The sequence below is a fragment of the Zunongwangia sp. SCSIO 43204 genome (genome assembly GCF_019904275.1).
In the GTDB taxonomy this organism is placed as follows: domain Bacteria; phylum Bacteroidota; class Bacteroidia; order Flavobacteriales; family Flavobacteriaceae; genus Zunongwangia; species Zunongwangia mangrovi.
This window is the reverse complement of the sequence record NZ_CP063204.1, coordinates 1,031,433-1,053,872: the sequence shown is the minus strand read 5'-3', so window position 1 is coordinate 1,053,872 and position 22,440 is coordinate 1,031,433. Positions and strand designations below refer to the sequence as shown.

At 36.0% G+C, this 22,440-nt stretch carries 24 protein-coding genes; 2 read left to right on the top strand and 22 right to left on the bottom strand.

Features of this window, described 5'->3' with window-relative positions; translation table 11 throughout:
- Window positions 1-45: 45 nt before the first annotated feature.
- From INR75_RS04635 to INR75_RS04545, 19 genes are all read right to left on the bottom strand, one after another.
- Window positions 46-1,263, bottom strand: a complete 1,218-nt coding sequence (locus tag INR75_RS04635; protein ID WP_223090963.1) for a murein hydrolase activator EnvC — start codon at window positions 1,261-1,263, stop codon at window positions 46-48.
- On the bottom strand, window positions 1,260-2,030 hold the full coding sequence (locus INR75_RS04630) for a DUF4292 domain-containing protein (RefSeq protein WP_223090962.1): 771 nt from the start codon (window positions 2,028-2,030) through the stop codon (window positions 1,260-1,262). The genes INR75_RS04635 and INR75_RS04630 overlap by 4 nt, the downstream gene beginning before the upstream one ends.
- On the bottom strand, window positions 2,027-3,409 hold the full coding sequence (locus INR75_RS04625) for a lipopolysaccharide assembly protein LapB (protein ID WP_255584643.1): 1,383 nt from the start codon (window positions 3,407-3,409) through the stop codon (window positions 2,027-2,029). Before INR75_RS04625 ends, INR75_RS04630 begins: the two co-directional genes overlap by 4 nt.
- A 26-nt stretch (window positions 3,410-3,435) precedes the next feature.
- Window positions 3,436-4,446 carry a sugar phosphate nucleotidyltransferase gene (locus tag INR75_RS04620; protein ID WP_223090961.1) on the bottom strand — a complete coding sequence of 337 codons (1,011 nt, stop codon included), beginning with the start codon at window positions 4,444-4,446 and terminating at the stop codon, window positions 3,436-3,438.
- A 46-nt stretch (window positions 4,447-4,492) separates the two neighbouring features.
- Window positions 4,493-4,927 carry a dUTP diphosphatase gene (dut, locus tag INR75_RS04615; protein WP_223090960.1) on the bottom strand — a complete coding sequence of 145 codons (435 nt, stop codon included), beginning with the start codon at window positions 4,925-4,927 and terminating at the stop codon, window positions 4,493-4,495.
- Window positions 4,924-6,369, bottom strand: a complete 1,446-nt coding sequence (locus INR75_RS04610) for an oligosaccharide flippase family protein (RefSeq protein WP_255584642.1) — start codon at window positions 6,367-6,369, stop codon at window positions 4,924-4,926. The genes dut and INR75_RS04610 overlap by 4 nt, the downstream gene beginning before the upstream one ends.
- 48 nt (window positions 6,370-6,417) lie before the next feature.
- Entirely contained in the window at window positions 6,418-6,858 is a 441-nt protein-coding gene (locus tag INR75_RS04605) for a hypothetical protein (protein WP_223090958.1), read from the bottom strand.
- A 155-nt stretch (window positions 6,859-7,013) separates the two neighbouring features.
- Window positions 7,014-7,874, bottom strand: a complete 861-nt coding sequence (gene atpG / locus INR75_RS04600) for an ATP synthase F1 subunit gamma (RefSeq protein WP_092539846.1) — start codon at window positions 7,872-7,874, stop codon at window positions 7,014-7,016.
- A gap of 78 nt (window positions 7,875-7,952) precedes the next feature.
- Entirely contained in the window at window positions 7,953-9,533 is a 1,581-nt protein-coding gene (atpA, locus tag INR75_RS04595) for a F0F1 ATP synthase subunit alpha (protein WP_223090957.1), read from the bottom strand.
- A 45-nt stretch (window positions 9,534-9,578) separates the two neighbouring features.
- Complete coding sequence (gene atpH / locus INR75_RS04590; protein ID WP_223091853.1) at window positions 9,579-10,136, bottom strand: ATP synthase F1 subunit delta; 558 nt, start codon at window positions 10,134-10,136, stop codon at window positions 9,579-9,581.
- Between the two features lie 9 nt (window positions 10,137-10,145).
- On the bottom strand, window positions 10,146-10,640 hold the full coding sequence (locus INR75_RS04585) for a F0F1 ATP synthase subunit B (protein ID WP_092539843.1): 495 nt from the start codon (window positions 10,638-10,640) through the stop codon (window positions 10,146-10,148).
- Between the two features lie 68 nt (window positions 10,641-10,708).
- On the bottom strand, window positions 10,709-10,930 hold the full coding sequence (gene atpE, locus INR75_RS04580; protein ID WP_084841957.1) for an ATP synthase F0 subunit C: 222 nt from the start codon (window positions 10,928-10,930) through the stop codon (window positions 10,709-10,711).
- Window positions 10,931-10,954: 24 nt separating this feature from the next.
- Entirely contained in the window at window positions 10,955-12,037 is a 1,083-nt protein-coding gene (gene atpB / locus INR75_RS04575) for a F0F1 ATP synthase subunit A (RefSeq protein WP_092539842.1), read from the bottom strand.
- A gap of 133 nt (window positions 12,038-12,170) precedes the next feature.
- A complete protein-coding gene (locus INR75_RS04570) occupies window positions 12,171-12,557 on the bottom strand; it encodes a hypothetical protein (RefSeq protein WP_223090956.1) in 387 nt (128 codons plus the stop codon).
- Window positions 12,558-12,776 (bottom strand): AtpZ/AtpI family protein, encoded by a 219-nt coding sequence (locus INR75_RS04565; protein ID WP_092539840.1) that lies wholly within the window; start codon window positions 12,774-12,776, stop codon window positions 12,558-12,560.
- Entirely contained in the window at window positions 12,757-13,152 is a 396-nt protein-coding gene (locus INR75_RS04560; RefSeq protein WP_223090955.1) for a polymer-forming cytoskeletal protein, read from the bottom strand. Before INR75_RS04560 ends, INR75_RS04565 begins: the two co-directional genes overlap by 20 nt.
- A 17-nt stretch (window positions 13,153-13,169) precedes the next feature.
- Complete coding sequence (locus tag INR75_RS04555) at window positions 13,170-15,716, bottom strand: hypothetical protein (protein ID WP_223090954.1); 2,547 nt, start codon at window positions 15,714-15,716, stop codon at window positions 13,170-13,172.
- 117 nt (window positions 15,717-15,833) lie between these two features.
- Entirely contained in the window at window positions 15,834-16,601 is a 768-nt protein-coding gene (locus INR75_RS04550; RefSeq protein WP_223090953.1) for an ABC transporter ATP-binding protein, read from the bottom strand.
- Window positions 16,602-16,681: 80 nt separating this feature from the next.
- Window positions 16,682-18,166 (bottom strand): DUF5687 family protein, encoded by a 1,485-nt coding sequence (locus INR75_RS04545; RefSeq protein WP_223090952.1) that lies wholly within the window; start codon window positions 18,164-18,166, stop codon window positions 16,682-16,684.
- A gap of 91 nt (window positions 18,167-18,257) precedes the next feature.
- Here INR75_RS04545 and INR75_RS04540 point away from each other — a divergent pair, with 91 nt between their 5' ends.
- Complete coding sequence (locus INR75_RS04540; RefSeq protein WP_223090951.1) at window positions 18,258-19,304, top strand: ferredoxin--NADP reductase; 1,047 nt, start codon at window positions 18,258-18,260, stop codon at window positions 19,302-19,304.
- A gap of 66 nt (window positions 19,305-19,370) precedes the next feature.
- On the opposite strand, the gene INR75_RS04535 is transcribed toward INR75_RS04540, so the two are convergent.
- From INR75_RS04535 to INR75_RS04525, 3 genes are all read right to left on the bottom strand, one after another.
- Window positions 19,371-20,444 carry a glycosyltransferase family 9 protein gene (locus INR75_RS04535; protein ID WP_223090950.1) on the bottom strand — a complete coding sequence of 358 codons (1,074 nt, stop codon included), beginning with the start codon at window positions 20,442-20,444 and terminating at the stop codon, window positions 19,371-19,373.
- Between the two features lie 7 nt (window positions 20,445-20,451).
- The gene (locus INR75_RS04530; RefSeq protein ID WP_223090949.1) at window positions 20,452-21,057 is read right to left on the bottom strand and encodes a DUF4254 domain-containing protein; all 606 of its coding nucleotides are present in this window, start codon (window positions 21,055-21,057) and stop codon (window positions 20,452-20,454) included.
- 180 nt (window positions 21,058-21,237) lie between these two features.
- Window positions 21,238-22,167, bottom strand: a complete 930-nt coding sequence (locus INR75_RS04525; protein WP_223090948.1) for a DUF6427 family protein — start codon at window positions 22,165-22,167, stop codon at window positions 21,238-21,240.
- A gap of 46 nt (window positions 22,168-22,213) precedes the next feature.
- On the opposite strand from INR75_RS04525, the gene INR75_RS04520 reads away from it, so the two are divergent.
- Complete coding sequence (locus INR75_RS04520) at window positions 22,214-22,438, top strand: uracil phosphoribosyltransferase (RefSeq protein ID WP_223090947.1); 225 nt, start codon at window positions 22,214-22,216, stop codon at window positions 22,436-22,438.
- Window positions 22,439-22,440: the final 2 nt, after the last annotated feature.

Below are 22,440 nucleotides of genomic sequence, written 5' to 3'. Positions count from 1 at the left end.
CATCTACTAGATGCAAAATACAAAAAAGGTTGCGTTAAGAATTATCTAACGTCTTAAGATCCAACTTTCTGGATTATATTTTTTAGTGTTTTGAAAGATTAGAAAATGTAATGTCGTCTTGCCTGAACTCTTACTTGTAGCGATAACGCCCAGATCCTGCCCTGTACTTACATAATCACCTTTACGTACATAGACCTCTTCCAGGTTATCGTAAATCGTGATATAATCTCCATGTCTTAACATCACCGCTTTATTTGCTCCTTTTAAGATCTGAACTTCACTAACGGTTCCCTCAAAAACTGCTCTGGCTTTACCTCCTTTATCGGTATCGATATTTACACCGCTGTTGTTTATCGTGATATTTCGTACAATCGGGTGTGGTTGCTTACCAAATTTCATGCTTATTGTTCCCGTTGCTACCGGCCAGGGCAATTTGCCCTTATTACTGGCAAAATCTTTGGCTAAGGCTTTAGCTTCTGGCGTAAGTTCGAAAACATCGCGCTTGGTAGAACCCGATTCTTTATTGGCTTCAGCGATCGATGCTTTGATCATTGCATCAATTTTACGCTCTATTTCATCAATTTCCTGTTGTGTTTTTCTAATTTGAGAAGCAAATTGTCCTTCTTTTGCCGTAATTGTTTTCATTAATTCCTGCTGCGACTTCTTATTTTCTTCCAGTCTGGCTCTAGTCGCTCTATTTTCAGCAATTAATTTATCTTTTTCTTCTTTTTGATTGGCAAGTCGCTTATTTAAACGCTGTAGATCTATCGTACGCTTCTTTATTTGCTCGCCCTGCTCTTTACGGTAATCTGTATATTGTTTTAAATATTGAAGCCGTTTATAGGCTTGTAAAAAGCTTTCTGAAGAAAGTAAGAACATAATTCGACTTTGTTGTGATTTACTACGATATGATTTTTTGATCATTACCGCATAATCTTCTTTAAGCTCTTCCAATTCTTTTCTAAACCTGGCGATCTTCGCCTCATTTTCGTTCATCTCTTTGGTAAGAAGATTCGCCTGTCTGTTTGTAACTTTTATTAAATTCTCTGTACTTTTTATTTGTTGATTTAAATCTTGAACTTCATTTAAAATCGACTTTTCTTTCTTTTTGTTGCTGCTTCTTAATTCTGAAATTCGCCGAATTTCATTGCGAAGTTCAATTCGCCTTTTCTCTAAAGCCTCACGCGTGTTTTGAGCAAATGAATTAGTCACCACAAAAAAAGTAGCGATCAAAAAAAGGTATTTAAAAAAGCCTAATTTCATTCTACAGAAATTTCGTCGTAACCAGAAGGAATACTAAATGGAAAACTTACCTCTTCTTCAAACTCTATATTTCTATACTGCAAAGTGATATTGGTACTTTCACCACCCTCGTTGGCGATGATCGTAATTGTTTCTGGGATTAGTTTACCTGAAATATTTTGATAATCCTCGTAAGTTACCGTTACACTTCGATTTTCAGATTCTTGTGCCAGTTGCTGTGCTTTTGCCTTGTAAGTTTCAGCATCCAGCATAAACATTTTTTTTACGTCTGAATTTTTCTTCGGAAGTAACTGAAAGCCTCTGGCAGATTCACTTAATGTGTACGCATCTGTTCTAAGATCATAAATTGCCTGGCCTAGTAATAAATTCTGAAGTTTTTCGAAATCTAGAGGTGTGCCTAACCATTCACTCACTAAACTAAAATCACCGTCAAAATAAGTTTTTCCTACTTTTTCATAATAGCTCACTTTTTGCGGAGTGATATAGGCTTTAGCCATCGAAAAACCAAGAATACTCGCACTCATCCAAATAGCTTTATCTTTTTCCATTCTAAAGCTAAGATTTACAGATTGCGTTCTATCGGCATCCTGATAGGTTGCTCTCAATTTTCCCGATAATGTATTAAACTGCGTGGCGTTATCGTAATGATTTTTAATCACACCGGCTGCCTTAGCGTTACTTTCTTCGAAACCGGTCGCTGCTTTTTTGGTTCCGCAGGCGACAATACTTAAGGTTAGTAAAACAACCGCTATTATTCTTTTTATCATTTAGTAGCTTCTTTTAAAATTTTTATGGCTTTCGCCTTATATTCATTCGCGCGTTCTTTATCCTCCATCCCTGCGTAAGACACAGCGATCTGCTGATAAAAATCGGCTTCCATTCGCGGATTCTCTATTAGAAAATCTAATCCAAAAGTAAGAATTTCGACCGCTTCAGAATAATTTTTAAGTTTATTTAAGGCAACGCCATTCAAAAGATAAAAAATGGGTTGCGCCGGGAAGATATCTTTAGCTTCAGCAGCTAATTCACTTGCGCCTTCAAAACGCTCCATATCGATTCTTAGGATCAATGTATTCTTTATCATTTCGAAATTGGCAGGATCTTCCTTTAGTCCCATTTCAAAATAACGAAGCGCATCTGCTTTATTATCTGATTTTAGATAATATTCGCCTAATTTTCGATATAATGACGGCTCGTTTTCAAGATTAGAAAGCATTTGACTTACCTCCATAAGCTCGCCTTCCCACTCTGGATTTTGGTTCACAAATAATAAAAAATCGTTCAAAACCTTATATTTTGAGGCTGCATCGATCTCTTCGCTCTTAAAGACCATTTGCATAGATTGCATCGCCTGCTCTGGCTGATCTTTATTTAAATAGAATTTGTACAATGCCAAATGGGCTAAACTAGACCCCGGGCTATATTCTAAAAGTTCCTGCGCAGTTTCAAAAGCTTCCTCTTCCCTACCCTCGTCGCTATATACATAGATAAGGTTTAAATAGTTTTGCTCTTCTTCAGGATTATCTTCGATAGCTGTTTCTAAACTTGCAATTTGGGCATCTGTATTGTTTGTACGAGCATAGATCTGGCGTCTTAATCGCGTGCGATACTCGTTTTTACCATATTGGTTATCCAGGCTATCAATTAGTGATAAAGCATTATCATAACGATCGCTTAGAATATAAAGATCTGCAAGATCTTCGCGGTATTTACTGTCGATCTTTATTAATTTCTGAAGGAGTTTTATGGCGCTTTCGTAATCTATTGAAGCAATTTCGTTCTCATAAAAATCTCTTAGAATATTTTCGTCTTTGGGTTTACGATCGAGAGCTTTTTGAAAATTTGGCTGAGCTTTTTCAAATTCTTCCAGAGAATAAAAGTTTTTAGCCATTTCGTAATAAATTACGGCTTTACTATCATCTATAGAAAGGCATTTTTGAAGTGCTTCGTTGGATTTCCTGTAGTTTTCTATCCCACGCTGCTTTAAAGCTTCAAAAAAATACTCCTGAAATGCATCATTTACTTCACCAAGGTCGCTATTTACGGTGGCATTTTTATCCTCGGGTTGCTGAATTATAGCAAAGGCCTTTCCCGGCACCAAAAAAAGGTATCCAAAAAAGGCCAATATTAAGTTATGTTTCAGCAAAGTTTTTGGGGTTTGGGGTTCAATAACTATTCCAATACTGAATAATCACCGATACTAATCTCGGTAAACTCACCATTGAATTTAGCAAAATTACCGATCATTGCGTTATTCAGTTTTGCATTTTTCACTTCAGCAAAAGTTTGAATTAGACTATTTTTTATCGTAGCATTTTCAATTTTTGTACCGGCTCCAATAGAAACATTAGGACCAATCTTAGCATTAATCAACTCTACATTTTCACCAATAAAACAAGGTTCGGTAATTTCAGAATCTTTTATTTTTACATTATCAGCGATTAGCTTTTCACCATCCCGATGTAAGAATTTAAGCATACGACCATTAGTTTCTACAGTTACATTTTTATTTCCGCAGTCCATCCATTCGTCCACTTTTCCCGGCACAAATTTGAGTCCGCTTGCCTGCATGGCTTTAATTCCGTCATTAATCTGATATTCGCCACCATGAACTATATTGTTATCCAAAACTTTCTGAAGTTCGTCTTTTAGGATGGCAACATCTTTAAAATAATAGATCCCGATTACGGCAAGATCTGAAACAAACTCAGTAGGTTTTTCAACAAGCTCGGTTATCTCTCTATTCTCGTTAAGCTTTACCACACCGTAAGCAGACGGGTTTTCTACCTGCTTCACCCAAATAACACTATCAGCATCTTTATCTAAAGTAAAATCGGCTTTAAACAAAGTATCGGCATAGGCGATCACGGCTGGACCTTGTAAAGAATCCTTGGCACACATAATTGCATGACCAGTTCCCAAAGGCTTATCCTGGTAATAGATACTTCCTTTAGCTCCTAAACTTTCAGCAATATTCTTTAGATCGGTTTCCACTTTTTCTCCAAAATCTTCACCGATCACAAAAGCTACCTCGTCGATCTTTTCATTTAAAACCTTGGCAATATCCTGTACCAATCGATGTACAATTGGTTTACCAGCGATAGGAATTAAAGGTTTTGGTGTTGTAAGGGTATGTGGCCTAAGGCGTGAACCTCTTCCCGCCATGGGTACAATAATCTTCATCTCTTTGTTTGTTTGATTCTAGAATAAATTTTAGGAAAACCTGAAATTACTTTGTTCCCGTACTGCCAAACCCGCCAGCTCCGCGTACGCTTTCTGCAAGCACTTCAACTTCTTCCCAATTAATATGCTCATGTTTTGCGATCACAAGTTGCGCAACACGTTCGCCATTTTCGATCGTAAAATCTTCGTTCGAAAGATTCACCAAAATTACACCAATCTCACCACGATAATCGGCATCAATGGTTCCCGGTGCATTTAAAACGGTAATTCCTTTTTTTGCTGCCAGGCCACTTCTTGGTCGCACCTGTGCTTCGTAAACTACGGGAAGTTCTATAAACAATCCTGTTTTTACGATCGCTCTTTCTAAAGGTTTTAGAGTAATTGGCTCGGCCAGTTCAGCTCTAAGATCCATTCCTGCGGAAGCTTCTGTAGCATAACTTGGTAAATCGTGTGAACTTTTGTTGATAATTTTAATCGTCATGATCGTTTTAAAATTTTCTTTATGTCTTCTTGTTCTTTAAAATACGTAATTCCCACAAATATGAGAACAAATAATGCGGCAACTATATAATTTTGTCTGAAGTATATAAAACTTACGGCCGAAAGTGCAACCGAAAGCAGTAAATAAAATCCTATTCTCTTAACGTTATAAGGTACAGCGTAGTATTTCCTTCCGAAGAAATAAGAGATTAGCATCATACTACCATATGCGGCCAATGTTGCCCATGCGGCCACCATAAATCCAAATTTGCTAATTAGCGTGATATTTAAAACTATGGTAACCAAAGCTCCAAAAAGTGAAATATACATTCCCATTCTGGTTCTATCGGTTAGCTTATACCAAACAGAAAGATTGTGATAGATTCCTAAAAACAAGTTGGCCAGCAAAATCACAGGAACTATGGACATCGCTATCCAGTAATCCTCGTTAGGAATTAGATACCTTTTAAAAATATCGATAAAACAAACCAAAACAAGCAAAATCAATCCTCCTGAAATCACAAAGTAATCTAATATCCTTGCGTAAGTATCTTTAGCATTTTTCTCTTTAGCGTGATTAAAGAAAAATGGTTCTGCTCCCATTTTAAAAGCCTGGATAAAAATCATCATAAAAACTGCCAGTTTATAGCAGCCAGAATAAGCCCCCATAATTTCTTCGGAAAGAATATCCTTTAATAACAGCTTATCTAGATTTTCATTGATAATGAAAGACAATCCCGCCAGCATGATAGGCCAGCCGTATTTCCACATTTGCTTTAAAAGCGAAAAACTAAATTGAATTTTAGTCTTAAAAAAGTATGGCAGTAAGATCAAAAATGTAATTCCGCTAGCAGCCAAATTAGCCAGAAAGATATAGCTTAAAATGTCCTTTTGAGTATAGTGATCTAATACATATTGTGGTGCGATTTCAGGAAATTTTGGCACCAACCAAATAAAGTAGATATTAATGGCAAAAACGACAAAAACATTTAAAAGCTTAACTGATGCAAAGCGTACGGGCCTATTGGTTGCTCTTAAGTAGGCAAATGGCACAACCACCAGCGTATCCAATATTAAAACCGAAAAAAGGATATTAAAAAAAAACGGATCCAGATCTACTAATCTTATAAAAGCATCCTGAAAAATCATTCCCAAACCAAAAAACAGCAAAGTCGTGGTAGTTAAAGCTATAAAAGAAGTAGAAAAAACCTTCTTCTTATCCTCTGCTCTGCTAAAAAACCTAAAGAACGAAGTTTCCATCCCATAAGTAAGCAGTACATTAAAAAATGCCGCCCAAATGTAGAATGTCGTGTTTACTGAATAGTCTTTTGTTCCCAGCGCATCGGTATGTAACGGCACTAAAATAAAATTTAGCAACCGCGGTACTACAGTAGCAACGCCATAAATAATGGTATCCTGAAAAAATCGCTTTAAAGTACTCAACAGGCTCTGGGTTTCCTGCAAATATCCTAATAATTAAGAAAACACCACCTATTTACGTTCTTCGATATTGCTAATTACATAATATTTGGTCTCACCATTCTCCTGATATTCTAATAAGGCCTGATCTTTTTCGATACTCACCGGACTTTTCTCGGGTTTCTGTGGCATTTTATTCCCGTATTCTTCTCTTGGGTCTGAACTCATCACATAATCAGACTGGCGAATTCCAAAGCTCGCAGTGTAGCTATTTTGCCCATCTTGATTGTGAACAATTGGGGATTTTAAACCTTTAAAGTAGATATTCTTTAATTCAACTCTGTTTTTCTGAATTGCCGTTACCGGAAGATAAAACATCATCTCTCCATCGGTTTTGGTATAAAAAGCCTGTGCAAATTGTGCAGGAGCTTCTTCCTGCAGGTTTTTATTTGTTCCGCAGTTGGTAAAAAGCGAAAAGAAAAATATGCTGAAGATAAAATAAGTATGTTTCATAACTCTATTTGTTTGATTGTTCGCTAAAAGAAATCAAAACAAGTGCCAAAGAAAAATAAGCTTCAGAAACAGCTAATATTAGTTGAAATAAGCAGGTCTTTTGAAACAAAAAAGCCCGGAAAAAACCGGGCTTTAAAATATCTAAAATGAGATTATTAGTTATTAAGTGCTTCAGCACCACCAACAATTTCAAGAATTTCGTTAGTAATCGAAGCCTGTCTTGCTTTGTTGTAAGACAATTTAAGCGAATCTCTAAGTTCTGTAGCGTTCTCTGTTGCTTTATGCATCGCCGTCATACGTGCTCCATGCTCTGAGGCAAAAGAATCTCTTAAAGCCTTGTACAATTGCATTTTGAGAGACTTTGGAATAAGATCTTTTACGATCTCTAATTTAGAAGGCTCAAAAATATAATCAAGTTGCTTTTCTTCTTCAGTATCAAACTTAGGAATAGGCAAGAATTGCTCAGTTAAAACAGCTTGTGTAGCAGCATTCTTAAAGTGGTTATACACCAGTACGATCTTATCGTAATTTCCTTCTAAGAATTGTTCCATTAAATCTTCAGCAATAACAGATACATTTTCAAAACTAAGATCATCAAAGATCTCGGTATTCGTTTTATATACTGTAAAGCTTCGTTTTAAAATATCGTTGGCTTTTTTACCAATACTGTATAAATGAACATCCTTATCTGAATATTCTTTAGCGACAGCATTTTTTACACCTTTAATAATGTTTGCGTTAAAAGCACCTGCCAAACCTCTGTTAGAAGAAATAGCAACTACAAGTACTTTTTCTACCTCACGCTGCTCTGCATACTTACTGCTAGTATCATCATCTAAAGTTGCGCTAAGATCCTGTAAAAGCTGAGATAGCTTTTGGGAATAAGGGCGCATAGATTCGATAGCATCCTGAGCTTTACTCAACTTTGCCGCAGAAACCATTTTCATGGCACTGGTAATCTGCATCGTTGAAGAAACCGAGGTAATTCTGCTACGTAATTCTTTTAAGTTTGCCATATTTTTAAAATTGGACTAGCCTAAATACTAATAGAGCAAAGAGTGCAATGCTATTTTGCACTCTTTGCTTATAAACTTTTATCCTTTATATTTTTCAGATAGCTCTTTTGCTACAGATGCTAAAGTATCTGTAACTTCATCGGTAAGTTTACCGGCCTTAAGCGTATCCATTACGTCTCTATGCTTAGCGTTTAAGAATTCGATATAATCTCTTTCGAATTCTCTTACTTTTTCTACAGGAACTTCTCTAAGCAAGTTCTTAGAACCTGCAAAGATAATTGCGATTTGATCTTCTACTGGATAAGGATCGTTTTGTCCTTGTTTAAGAATCTCTACGTTACGTTTACCTTTTTCGATCACACTCATTGTAGCAGCATCAAGGTCTGAACCAAACTTAGCAAAAGCTTCAAGCTCACGGAACTGTGCCTGGTCTAACTTAAGTGTACCAGCAACTTTCTTCATTGATTTGATCTGAGCTGAACCACCCACACGCGATACCGAAATACCTACGTTAATTGCAGGACGAACACCAGAGTTAAATAAATCTGAAGTTAAGAAGATCTGTCCATCTGTAATCGAAATAACGTTAGTTGGAATATACGCAGAAACGTCACCAGCCTGAGTTTCGATAATAGGAAGTGCGGTTAAAGATCCACCACCTTTTACTTTATCTTTAAGAGATTCAGGAAGATCGTTCATTGTTTTTGCAATTCCATCATCATTGATCACTTTTGCAGCACGCTCTAATAATCTTGAGTGAAGGAAGAAAACATCCCCTGGATACGCCTCACGTCCTGGTGGACGACGTAATAAAAGAGAAACCTCACGATAAGCAACAGCCTGCTTAGAAAGATCATCATAAACGATCAATGCAGGACGTCCTGTATCTCTAAAATATTCACCAATCGCAGCACCAGCAAATGGAGCATAAACCTGCATAGGTGCAGGATCTGATGCATTTGCAGCAACGATAGTTGTATATGCTAAAGCTCCTTTATCTTCTAAAACCTTAGCAATACCTGCAACAGTAGACGCTTTTTGTCCTACAGCTACATATATACAATATACCGGCTCACCGGCATCATAAAATTCTTTTTGGTTAAGGATGGTATCGATACAAACAGTAGTTTTACCAGTTTGACGGTCACCAATCACAAGCTCACGCTGCCCTCTTCCTACAGGTACCATCGCATCGATAGACTTAATACCTGTTTGCATAGGCTCTGTTACAGGCTCACGGAAAACAACACCAGGCGCCTTACGCTCTAAAGGCATTTCGAAAGTTTCACCTTCGATTGGTCCTTTACCGTCTATAGGCTCACCTAGAGTATTTACTACTCTTCCAACAATACCTTCACCAACTTTGATAGAAGCAATTCTTTGTGTTCTTTTTACTGTAGAACCTTCTTTAATTTCTTTCGAAGGTCCTAAAAGTACTACCCCAACATTATCTTCTTCAAGGTTAAGTACCATTCCTTCTAGACCACTTTCAAATTGTACTAATTCTCCGTATTGAGCATTAGAAAGTCCATAGACGTTCGCAATACCGTCACCAACTGTAAGTACGGTACCAACCTCGTCTAAAGAAGCCTTTGCCTCGAATCCAGAAAGTTGTTGCTTTAATATTGCTGATACTTCAGCAGGATTTACTTCTGCCATAATTATTTAAGATAAAATGCCACGTTAACTTACGGGCGGTTTTTATTAAATTTTAGAAACGTATGCGTTGCCTGTTTTAAATTCTGTTTTTAATTTGCTTAAGTTATTAGCAACACTAGCATTGTACTGCAAGTCACCAACTCTTAAAACAAAACCACCAAGAATACTTTCATCGATCTTATTCTTGATTATTGCTTCCCTACCGGTAAGCTCTTTTATTTTAGCCTGAATTTTAGCTTCAAGCTCTTTTGTTAAAGGAACTACAGTAGTAACAACAGCAGTTTGCACCTGTATAGAACCATCAAACAATCTTAAATATTGATCTGCTACAATACCTAAAATATCGATACGGTTATTCTCTACAAGTAAATTGAAAACGCCAGTAGTTAAACCGTTCACATCCTTAAAAACAGCCTTTAAAGCCTGGTTTTTAAGTGTTGGTTTAATTACTGGACTTGCTAACATATTTCTTAGATCTTCGCTGCCTGCAATTGTCTTAGAAATACTTAGCATATCATCCTTTACATCTTTAGCTACATTTTTCTCATTAGCTAAATTTAGGATGGCTTTTGCGTAACGTTGTGCTGCTCTGGTTCCTTTCATCACAAAGTATTAGTTTAAAGTAACATCACCAAGCATATCATCGATCATTTGGTGTTGTTTTTCTTTACTTGATAATTCTTTACGAACTACTTTTTCAGCAATCTCTATAGATAAGTTTGCAACCTGAGATTTAAGTTCTGCCATAGCAGCTTTTTTCTCTAGCTCAATACTTTCTTTAGCCTGTGCTACAATTTTATCTGCTTTGGTTTGTGCTTCTTCTGTAGCATCTGCCAAAACTTTTTCTTTTAATTCACGAGCTTCTTTAAGAATAGCATCTCTTTCAGCACGTGTCTCTTTCATTAACTGCTCGTTATCTGCCTTAAGATTTTGCAATTCTTTTCTAGCTGTTTCAGCCGAAGACAAAGCGTCGTTGATAGAATCTTCTCTTTGCTTAACAGCACCAAGAATAGGTTTCCATGCAAATTTCGCTAATATCAAAATAAGTACAAGGAAAACTATCGTTTGCCAAAAAATAAGACCAATTTCAGGAGTGATTAATTCCATAATGCTTTTTTAATTTAAAGTAAATCCATTCGTAACCAACCGTTACGAATGGATAAATAAGAATTCAATTACTTAAGAACTCCAAGTAAAGCTGCTACTACTCCAAAAAGAGCAACACCTTCAACAAGAGCCGCAGCGATAATCATAGCTGTCTGGATTTTTCCAGAAGCTTCTGGCTGGCGAGCGATAGCATCCATGGCAGATCCACCGATTTTACCAACTCCCATAGCCGCACCGATAACTGCTAAACCGGCACCTAAAGCTGCAAGACCTACATACAATAATTCCATAATTGAAAGATTTAAAATTAAAAGTTAATGATGTTCGTGTTCTTCTACTGCCATCCCGATAAACAGGGCAGACAGCATGGTAAAAATAAATGCCTGTAAAAATGCAACAAGCAATTCTAATATCGATATAAAAAGAGCAAAAGGAACCGAAACACCAGCTACTCCTACGCTTTCAAGAATAAATATTAACCCTATTAAACTTAATATGATAATGTGACCTGCGGTAATGTTCGCAAATAAACGAATCATAAGTGCAATTGGCTTAATGAAAACACCCATTAATTCTACTACGGCAAGAAGTGGCTTCACAAATGTTGGAATGCCTGGCATCCAAAGTGTGTGTTTCCAGTAATCTTTACTACCGTTAATTAGAATTAAAACTAGAGTGAATAAACCTAAAGAAATAGTCACTGCAATATTACCTGTTACGTTAGCCGCACCTGGTAATAACCCAATCATATTCGTAATCCAGATGAAGAAAAATACCGTTAATAAAAATGGCATGAACTTCATATATTTTTTCTCTCCAATTTGTGGTCTAGCAATTTCGTCTCTAACAAATAGAACAAAAGTTTCTAGCACGTTATTGAAGCCTTTTGGAGCATGTTTATTTTTCTTGTGGAAAGAAGCTAATCGATTAAAAATAATCAACATAATGATAACGGTTATAAACATAGCCGCTACATTTTTAGTGATCGATAGATCGATAGGACGCTCTGCGTTTAAAGGGTGGTGATCTTCATCGAACTCAACCCCATGAGCTCCTTCTTCTAACTGATAAATTTTCTCGTGAAGATTAACGAAGTGCATTCCGTTTTTTTCTACCACATGATGCCCTTCGGTATCATGGTGAAATTCACTAGACATAAATGTTACAAGACCATTATCGGTATAAAGTATTACCGGAAGTGGTATTGTGAAAGAATTTTCGCCTTCTCCATAAAAATGCCATCCATGCGCATCACCAATGTGATGAAGAATCATATCTGTAGCATTAAATTCTTTTTCAGCTTCTGCTAAAGAGTCCTCTTTTGATGCAAAAGAAAAAACCGGAAGTAAGGCTAGTGCAAATGTCACTATAATCTTTAACGATTTTTGTGCTATCATAATACCTGGTCTACTTATAAAATTATGGGCTCTAAATTTCGGTGCAAAGGTATACTTTTATTTTTTATGTGAAAGTCCCGGTTTTAATTTTTTATTTAGATTTCAATTAATCTTAAAGATTATTGATATTCAATCATTTATTATGATTAATTAATTTCACAGCAAAGGTGGTTTCAAAAATTAAAAATATAAAATATGGGACAAAAAAAGCGATCACCTGGGCAAAAATCGATACCTCATCATTAAGCAATGCAGGCAACAAAAATAATACTGCTGCCAGCATTTTTAACAAGCCCATCCCCATAAAGGCAAAGCCTGTTTTATCCTCAAAATTGAGATTTATATATAATAATATCGCGTAAATTAATATTGTCGCTAAAATATGAAAAGCGTAATTAGAAACTGTACTGTAGTGTAGGGTCGCCTCTACAAAATTTGAAACAGTATAAAATTGAATCGCAAATAAGATTAATGCAAAAGGCAAAAATACCTTAAGGAAGTTTAAAAATGGTCGTCCCATCTAATCGTCGTCTTTACTTATATTCTTTACGCTTCGTATTACCTGAAATAAAGCAATAAAAACGCCTAAAAGTGATAATGATATCGTGTACGCAGAAAATTTATTCGGAAATTTTTCATCTAACCAAATACCAAGAAAAACACCTCCGGCAATAATAATGGCCATCTGAAAACCTACATTTACAAATACCAGGTACTTGTTACGCTGATTGTTTTTCATTTTTAACCGACTTCATTGCGCCGCGCATCTGGCAAGTAGCATTAAAATTAGCACCAGGCTCTACGGCAAGTTTTCCCGCCATAACCTCTCCATCTACCGTAGCTGTTGATTTTAAACTTAAAATACCGCTAACTTTCAATTTTCCCTTAAAAGAACCCTCAATATCAGCATTTTCACATTCCAAAGTTCCTTCTATATTTCCATTTTTGCTTATAACCACTTTCCCGGTGGTAACTAAAGTGCCTTTTAAAAAACCTTCGATCCTAAAAGCTCCTTTCGCCGTTATATCTCCGGTAATTTTAGTTCCTGCTGCAATTTTATTTTGCTCATTAGAAAATTCTTTAGCACCAGAACTTTTCTTTTTTTCTGAAAACATCGTATTAAGAGTGAGAGTTAATAATCTGTTTTATAAGTGTCGAGGTTCTTTCTTAGAAGAATTACCCTGTAATTATTAGTTGAGATCGCAATAAAATCATTTTCAAGCTTATAATCATCATTTTCTCGTAATAATTCACCAAAACCTAAAGCTCTGGCGCGATCTTCTAGACCATGTACCACCACAAACAAGCGATCGATCGTATAAGGATCTAAGGACGTGGAAAGATTGGAATAGTCTAGATCTACCATAGCCGAATCTAATTTTTGCTGAAATTCCAGCGCTTCTTCTTTCTTATTAGCATCAAACTCGTACACCAGTTTGTAATTTTTGGCCAAACTATCTTGCTGAAGTTGAAGTCGGCTTAATCTTGGTAGCGATTCGCTTATCATTTGTTTTGCCTTTTGTCCCTCTGGCGATTGCGGATAGGTTAGCGAAACATGGCTCAATGCCGTGCGATATTCAGACAAACCTTTTAATCGTCCTATGGACATCGCTTTTAACAATTCGAATTTAGGAACGATCTCTTCACCAGAATATCGAGTGATAAATTTATTACTTTCTGAAATCACCTCTGTAAATTCTTTATTTTCGAATAATTCGAAGGTATTTTCATAACTCATTTTTGGTAAGCTCTCGCCGTTAGCAAGGCTTTGTGGATTCTGAATAAATATCGCGTATTGAGAATCTGGATAATTAGTGATGATATCTCTCTTCATCTCATCTTGTTTGGCCAGCATATTTAAATTTCCGTAGGCCTTATAAAGATTATATTTAGAAGGTAATACCAATCGATCTTCTGGATCACTAGCTAAAACTTCTTCTAACCGATTTGCAGAAAGTCGATACTCAGCAAATTTTTCATTATAAATTAAACCAAGTTGATAGTAAGCGTAATTTCTCTCTTTATACAAACTATCGATAACTTTATTATCTGTTGGAAGTTTATCAACATAAGTTACTGGATTAAATCTTGGATCGCTTGTAAAATCGAAATCGGCACCATCTTCAGAAGTTGCCATTGCAGTCGTATTTCCTGTAGCCATCCAACGCCAGTTATCTGCAAGTTGACGGTTTCCCCAAACTCTTAAAAACTCGCGCTCTCCTCTACTAATAAGATTGTCGTTATAGAAATAGAATTTATTCGTATTCTCTTCGCCAGGAACTCGAATGTTTGGAATTCCCGTATTTGGAACTCCCGGGCCTGCAGTGTTTAAAGCTAAAGCTTCTTCTGTTTCGCCTTCTTCAATTTGATTTTGATAATCTTCTTTTAGCTTATCAGTATATTCTGTATAAAAAGCAATTTGCTCTTCGCGTGATAACTTTGTGAGATCTAATATACTATCGTTTTTATCTGCAATCGACTGGTAAAAGATCACATCGTCCAGGTTCTTACGCTTCTTTTCTATAGTTCTGTACTCCCTTAAACTAGAATTCATTTCGAAAAGCGTACTATCAAAATATTTGGCGGCTCTCTGATAATTTGATCGATCAAAATTGATATTCGCCAGAATCTCGTAGTTTATAGATCTTAAATAGGGATCGCTGTTTGCACGACTTCTAAGTGACTTATTGTAAAAAACAATAGCAGTATCTAAAGAATCTCGTTGATTATAATATTCGCCAAATTGAAAATAAATTTTATCTAAAAATGGACGATTTTCGCGATCTTCTTCAAGACTTATAAGCAATTCTTTTAGTTGCTGATCGTTATTTTCTTCAGGGTCAAAATTTCTTGCTTTCTGGATATAGGCATTGATCATGTAAATTCGAGGTGACTTTCGATTAAGCTCGATAACCTCATCAAAAGCAAAATTTGCATTTTCTGGTTGATTCAGTAGATTATATAACTGACCTATAATGAAAAAATAACGCCCTTTTTCTTCGTTTTTCTTCGTGAAATTGGCGGCAGTAGTTAAAGGAGCCAATGCACTATCGGGATACTGAAGATTTATATAGGCCTGCGCCATGGCTGCTTTCGCATCTGCATATTCCTGATCCTCAAATTGGGCATTTTCGATGATCCTTTTTAAATTTCTAATCGCGATCCTGTTATTCTCTAACCTAATATTGGTTTTCTCTCGCCAAATTTGCGCATTTCTAATGCTATTACTGGCCGGATATCTTTGCAAAATATAGTTGAATGCTTCTAATGCGGGAATAAAACGTTGATCAAAATATCGTGCTTTTCCCAACAACATATAAGCTTCATCGATCTGTGGATTTTCTTCGTCCCCGGCAATTAACATCGAATGACGCTGAATCGCTTTTACCGCTTTTTGCTCGGCAACACCAAAATTTTGATTTCGAACGCTATCGGGAAGCAGGATCTCTTCATCGATCTGCATACGTTCTATAGGTAGTAAATCCCAGTAATTGTCTCTGTAATTCTGGTTTAATTCTTCTCGCCCGGCTTCAAGAGCAAGATTACCGTTATAAAGTGTATTATATTCCGCAGTAACCGAATGCCAGCTTCGACTAATAAAAGTATCCTTCTTTCGGGAGCAGGAAAGTATAGCCCCAATTAGAAAAAAAGCAAAAACAACATGTGAAAATCTCCTCAAAACCAAGCCTTTCTTATTAGCATCATAACTCTGTTACGCAGGATTTAGTATGTAAAAATAAGTTTCTTTTTACAAATACAAAGATTTGCGCTTTAAATAAGAAAAATCGGGCGTTGATTACTCGGGCTTATCAGCTGCGGCTTCTTCGGTTGGAGCTTCTGTGGTTTCTTTAAATTCTTCAGGAATTTGTTCTCCAGAAAAATAAGTTTCCAGTTCTTTTAGCGTAGCTTCAGAAGTTTTAAGATCCCTAACGATAACACCTTTATCTAAAACTACGATACGCTCACAAACTTCTGTCACATGAATAAGATCATGACTGGAAACCAAAACCGTAGTTCCAGAAATTTCAGAAAGATCCTTGATAATTTTTTTTAGCCTAATTTGAGTGGTAGGATCCAAATTAGCAAAAGGCTCGTCTAAGATCACTACTTTAGGATCACCAATTAACGCGGCAACGATTCCCACTTTTTTCTGATTCCCTTTCGATAAATCTCGAAGGTATTTTTTTCGGCCTATGATTTCTCCATTAAAGAATTCTTCAAATTGTGCCAAAAAGCTATCAATATCGGCTCGGTTTTGACTGCGTAGCTCACCCACAAAATAAAAGTATTCTTCCGCAGTAAGATATCCTATCAAAAAGCTTTCGTCGATAAACGAAGCCGTAAAAGTCTTCCAGTCTTCACTTTCGTTCACCGTAATATCCTGATTAAAGATATTTCCAGAAGTAGGCCGTATTAAATCTAAGAGCATGCTGAAAAATGTCGTTTTTCCCGCTCCGTTATTCCCTACAAGACCTAAATTTTGTCCCTCTGGGATTTCTAAATGGTCGATATCTAAAACCTTGGTTCCGTTATATACTTTAGAAAGATTAGTTGCTGTGATCATAGTATTTTGTTTTCTCGGTTTACGAGATTTGTATAGTTAAGGTTAATTTTTAAGTCCTACTTTTTGTTTAAAAAGATCGCTTAGTCTCCGGTTTGTTTGTATCCATGAATCATGGCGTATTTGTTCTTTTTATACTGAATAGTAATTCTATCCATTAAATAGTTTCTTAGAAGAATACCAATTACTCCTAAAATTCCTATCACCAAAAGACCAATATTAAAACTGAAGAGTTTATAGAACAGATAAAAGATCCCTAACGGAACGGCCAATAACGGAATCGCCACCAACCATTGCGCAGCACCAGTTCCCTGGTAGTTCATAAACGGACTCTTCTCCAGATCGATTCGCTTTTTATTAAACGAGCCTGTAAACATTAATAAAGGCACATTTACACCAAGATTATATAAGGCACAGGTAAAAATAATGAGTAGTATATTCCAGCCAAAGTAAACATAAGGCGTACTTAAAATGGTTAAAATAATGATACTAAAACTTATCAGCGCAGCTTTAGAAGCCAAATACTTACGCATTGGTATATTTTGCGACATGATCATTTGGTAATAGGCAGCATCCCAGCTAGGCACAAATTGGCCAAAATTGATCATAAATATTCCTGATATAAAAATACCTGCAAAAACAAACATTACCGGCATTCCCTCGTAAACCGAATTGGTGAAAAATAACAAGCCATATAAGAGAAAGAAAAATGAAAGAAAAACCGTTGATTTTGGACGTTTATTTCGCCAAATTAACTTCATATCTAACTGAAGGAAAGTTGATACCTCTCCAAATCGTTTTAACCACTCAAAATCCTGAGATTTTACTTCTTTTTGCTTAGTTTTTAGACCAGCGTCTAAGTAAAATTTCTTTTTCAGGGTATTCTTAACCCAAACAAATAACAACAAGCAAAGAATTATAGGCAAAATTGCCAAATATGGCATTTCTAACACATAATTTAAGAAAATCCCAAACTTCTCACTTACCGGAACAATATTAAAATACTCTAACCCCGCTAAGGCTAAAATCACAATAATTGCAGGTAGAAAAGATTTAAGATCTTCAGCAAACTTCTTCTTGATCAGAAAATTGAAAAAATTAATCGAAAAACTTAAGAATAACACACTAATCGCCCAGCCAATCATAGAAACTGCGGTATAATCTGTTTTTACTGCAACCACTACGGCAAACGGTACGTAAATTAAAAGTGGTAAAATATTGTAGAACGAGAATAGCGATTTTAGCAACACAAAATTAATAACCTTAGCCTTTCTTATATTCTGAAGCAGTAAAGGTTTTATTTGTACCATCGGAAGACTTTGCATAAAAAATCGAAAGATTAACTCAAAAGCCAGCCAGCCTAAAATAAATTCGTTCAATTTTAAAAGTGGAACATTATCTGGATATATCTTTTTCAAGATTGGGTAAAGTCCTATTCCCATAAAAAGAAACACGACAGCAAAATACACGGCTAAAAAGATCATGAAAATCTTCAAACCAAGACTTTTACCAAAGCTTGCGCTACGCGTAAAAGATTTCCACTCTAAACTGAGTAATTTCCCTACCATAAAAAATGCTTTACTTACTTGTAGCTAAATTTAGTATTTTGTTACACTCTAAAAGCTGATACTTTGTATTTTTGCCCACAAATTATTTTTGATGGGAACATTTCATAAACTAAAAATAAAAGAAATAATTAGGGAAACGCCTCAGGCTGTGAGTATTTCATTCGAGATTCCTTCAGATCTTCAGCAGGAATACAAATTTACGGCCGGGCAATATATTACCATTAAAGCAGATGTTGATGGTAAAGAACTACGTAGAGCATACTCACTGTGTTCAGCTCCAAATTCCGGAGAATTTAAAGTAACGGTTAAGGAGGTAGAAGGCGGTAAATTTTCTGTAGTTGCCAACAATAAACTTCAGGCGGGTGATATTTTAGATGTTCATACTCCTGAAGGTAAATTTGTTTTAGAGCCTTCTTCTACAGCTAAAACTTATGCTGCTTTTGCTGCCGGTAGTGGGATCACTCCTGTGCTATCGATAATAAAAACAGTACTTTCTGAAGAAAATCACAGTAGATTTATTCTTACCTACGGAAACAAATCTCCAGAAAATACGATCTTTTTTAAAGAGCTTTTAGAACTACAGGCAAGTTATCCAGATCGACTTTTTGTCGAGTTTGTATTTAGTAGATCCAGGGAAGATAATGCACATTTTGGCCGAATTGAAACCAGCACGGTTAATTTTGTGATGAAAAATAAATTTAAAGATCATTCTTTTGATGCGGTTTATTTATGCGGTCCAGAAGAAATGATCAATCACGTAAGCGAAGTGCTTAGTAACAACGGTATTGCTGAAGAAAATATCTATTACGAATTGTTTACCAGCGATGATACCGGTGAAGTTGAAGCCGATCTTGAAGGCCAAACGCAAATTACCATTATGGTTGATGATGAAGAAACCAGCTTTGTGATGGATCAAACCGATGTAATTTTAGATGCGGCTTTAGAAAACGATCTTGATGTTCCTTATTCTTGCCAGGGCGGAATTTGTAGCAGTTGTATCGCCAGAATCACTGAAGGTAGAGCTGAAATGCGTAAAAATCAAATCCTTACAGACGATGAGATCGAAGAAGGTTTGATCTTAACCTGCCAGGCGCATCCACTTACACCTACCATAAAAGTAGATTACGACGACGTTTAGGATCTAAAAACAGGATATTATTTTATTTAAAAAAGGCTTTCAGTATTTCAGAAAGCCTTTTATTTTTTAGTTTATCACTGAGTTTATTTTCTCTACCACTTTATCCGGTGTTACGGTTCTTATGGCAAATTCGTAACCTTCAGGGTATTTATTTCCATAAACCGAAGTTGGTATTTTTGGAAACTTTTCTAAATCTGGGATCAATGAATTTTCAAAAGGCTGTAGAAAAGGTCTAAAACCAGCATAAGGATGTGTTACTCCCCAAATACTCACCACCGGAATTCCATACATTGCTGCCATGTGCCCGTTCCCGCTATCCATAGATAGCATTGTATCAAGATTGGAGATTAAAGCCAGTTCTTCTTCAAAAGATAAAAGCCCGGCAACACTTAAACAGTTCTCAAATTGTTTCTCCCAGGATTGTAGCTTTTTGGTTTCTGCATTTCCGCCGCCAAAAAGAAAGACCTGGATATCGTTCTGCTTATTCAGTTTTTTTAAAACCTCTTCCATTAGATCTGCCGGATAAGCTTTAGAAGCATGCTGTGCAAAAGGAGCAATTCCTAACCACTTTTTAGAAGAATGGGCTACAATTTCATGTATTTTAGTCGGAATTTGCTGCTTTTCAGGAAAAATATGGTAGTTAAAATCTATAGGAAAACCTAAGTCTGCAAACACATCTGCATAGCGCTGGTGTGTACTTTTTAATTCTTTAAAAACTTTATGATCTTCCCGGGTAAGTTTCTTCTTCTCTGCCCTTCCCTTATCAATTTGTTTTACTGGAATTCCGAAGAGATAAAAAACAGATTTCAGTACATTACTGCGAAGCACATTGTGAAGATCGGCCACCATTTCGATCTCGTGATTCCTCAATTCTCGAGCCAGCCTGCCTAACCCCATTACGCCATTATGCTCGCCATTAATGTCGGCTTCGTAAATCTCTACATTAGGAATTCCCTTAAACATAGGGGCAAAAAAAGGACGGGTAAGAAAGGTGATCCTACAATTAGGATACATCGCCATAAAAGTTCTAATCACAGGAACCGTCATCGCGACATCGCCCATCGCCGATAAGCGAATGGCTAGAATATGAGCACTTTTCTCTCTATTCTCATCTGGAATATGTTGATGTGAAGTGCTCATAGTATTCTTATTTATTTCTAAGAACCGGGTTAAGTTCGTCGTCGTTATACATTTTCATCTGCTTATAGACCTTCATGTATTTATCCCCGTTCTCAATATCTTTTAAAAGCTGATCTATGGCCGAAGAAAGATCTACTCGCTGCTCTAACAAAATATCAAGTTTTGCCTGGCATTTTTCTTTATGATCTGCTGAAGCATCTTCACGAGTCGCTTCTTCATGCATATGATAAATTTTAAGCGCTAAAATCGATAATCGATCTACTCCCCACGCAGGACTCTCTGTATTGATCGTTGCATTTTCTTTAGGCTCAACCGCCTTATATTTTTCAAGAAAATAACTATCGATATATTCAACAGTATCTGTACGATCCTGGTTAGAGGCATCGATTAGACGTTTCAGTTTTAAACCAGCAATAGGATCGATATTAGGATCTCTTACAATATCCTCATAATGCCATTGTACCGTATCTATCCAACATTTTCTATACAAAAGATGTTCGATAAGCTGTGATTCGCTATTGTAAGGATTTGTAAAAGGCTGATCTACGCTATCAATTTCGTGATATTTTTTGATCACTTCCTGAAAGATCTTATTTGCTTTATCTGTAAACATTATATCGATTTTTTAAAACTGAATAGTTTAAACGCCTCTAAAATCTGAAAATTTCAAGATTCGACGTTTTTATTGAATATTTTAAATTGAACTGCAAAGGTATTACAAAATCTAGAACTGCTAAACATGGTCTTGGGTTCTTCTATAGTTAACAATTGCCGAATGTCTTTTTGAATGAAATTATTTATTCTGAATAAAAAGTACCCCAAAAGGCATCAAAATCAATATTAATAAAAGTATTTCCCTGAAGATCTTATCCCGGCCGGTATCAAAATAATTTGAAACGATAATACTAAGTGGAATAAAAAAGAAAATAAGCTCGCTCCCATTCTTACTTGGAGCGAAAATGCCTACCGAAACACCAATAATTAATGTAAATAAAATAAGATGTAAAGAAGGTCTTAGACTCACTCCTGCCTTTTGAATAATGGAAAAATAATACACCAAAGACCATAGCGTAAGTGCCAAAATTATACTTATTGGCGTAAGAAATTTAAAAGACTGATAATTTGAAAAATCGAAATTATACGGCTGATACCAATCTGAAATTAGATAAAATTGGTCATAAATTAATAGATGGATCGAGCAATAGATCAAATACACACATACCGCTGAAGTTATAGGTATTAACCAGTTTTTAGGCCGTGGCGAATAAATAATAATTCCTCCTAAAACAATCAATAAGAACAAGATCGACCAAAAATAAAATAAGGAAGCAATACAGATCCAAAAAGCAGCATCAAAAATCTTTTTTTCAACCGTAATTTGTGATTTTAAGCTTATAATTCGGCGTAAAGCCAATAGAATAAGTGTTGCTGAAATGATCACATTATAATCTTGCAGCAACGGAAAAAAAGAGGCGCAAAACACTGAAAATAGCAGGATTTTATAGGCGCTACGCTGAGTAAGATCGTTCTTTTTAGCAATAAAATTCAGTAAAAAAAGTGCTAACATTAGTGCTAAAAAAACACCCAGGATTTTAAAGAATTTCAGTATTTCAAAATCTAAAAACCAATTCTGAAAATTAGCTGCAATAAAAAATCCAGAAAGCAATACGAGGACAAGCGTAATATTAATTGGCTTTGATTTGGCAAAAAAGCTTGTTAGCATTGCTCTTTTTTCTATTTTTGTAGTGTTAAACTAACAATGTTAAACGATGACTGAAATATTTGAAGGGATATCTTGGCTGTTCGAAGAGGTTCTTCTTAAGCCTCTTGATTGGTTACGTTCCCTAGAACTTGACTCTTGGTGGGGTGCTAACGCCATCAACTTTGTATTTATTATCATTGGAATGATCGCTTTTGCTTACTGGTGTAAACAACTTAAGATTTTCCAAGACGCTGATGACGAAAACACGAGATCTAAACCTTACTTAGGATAATC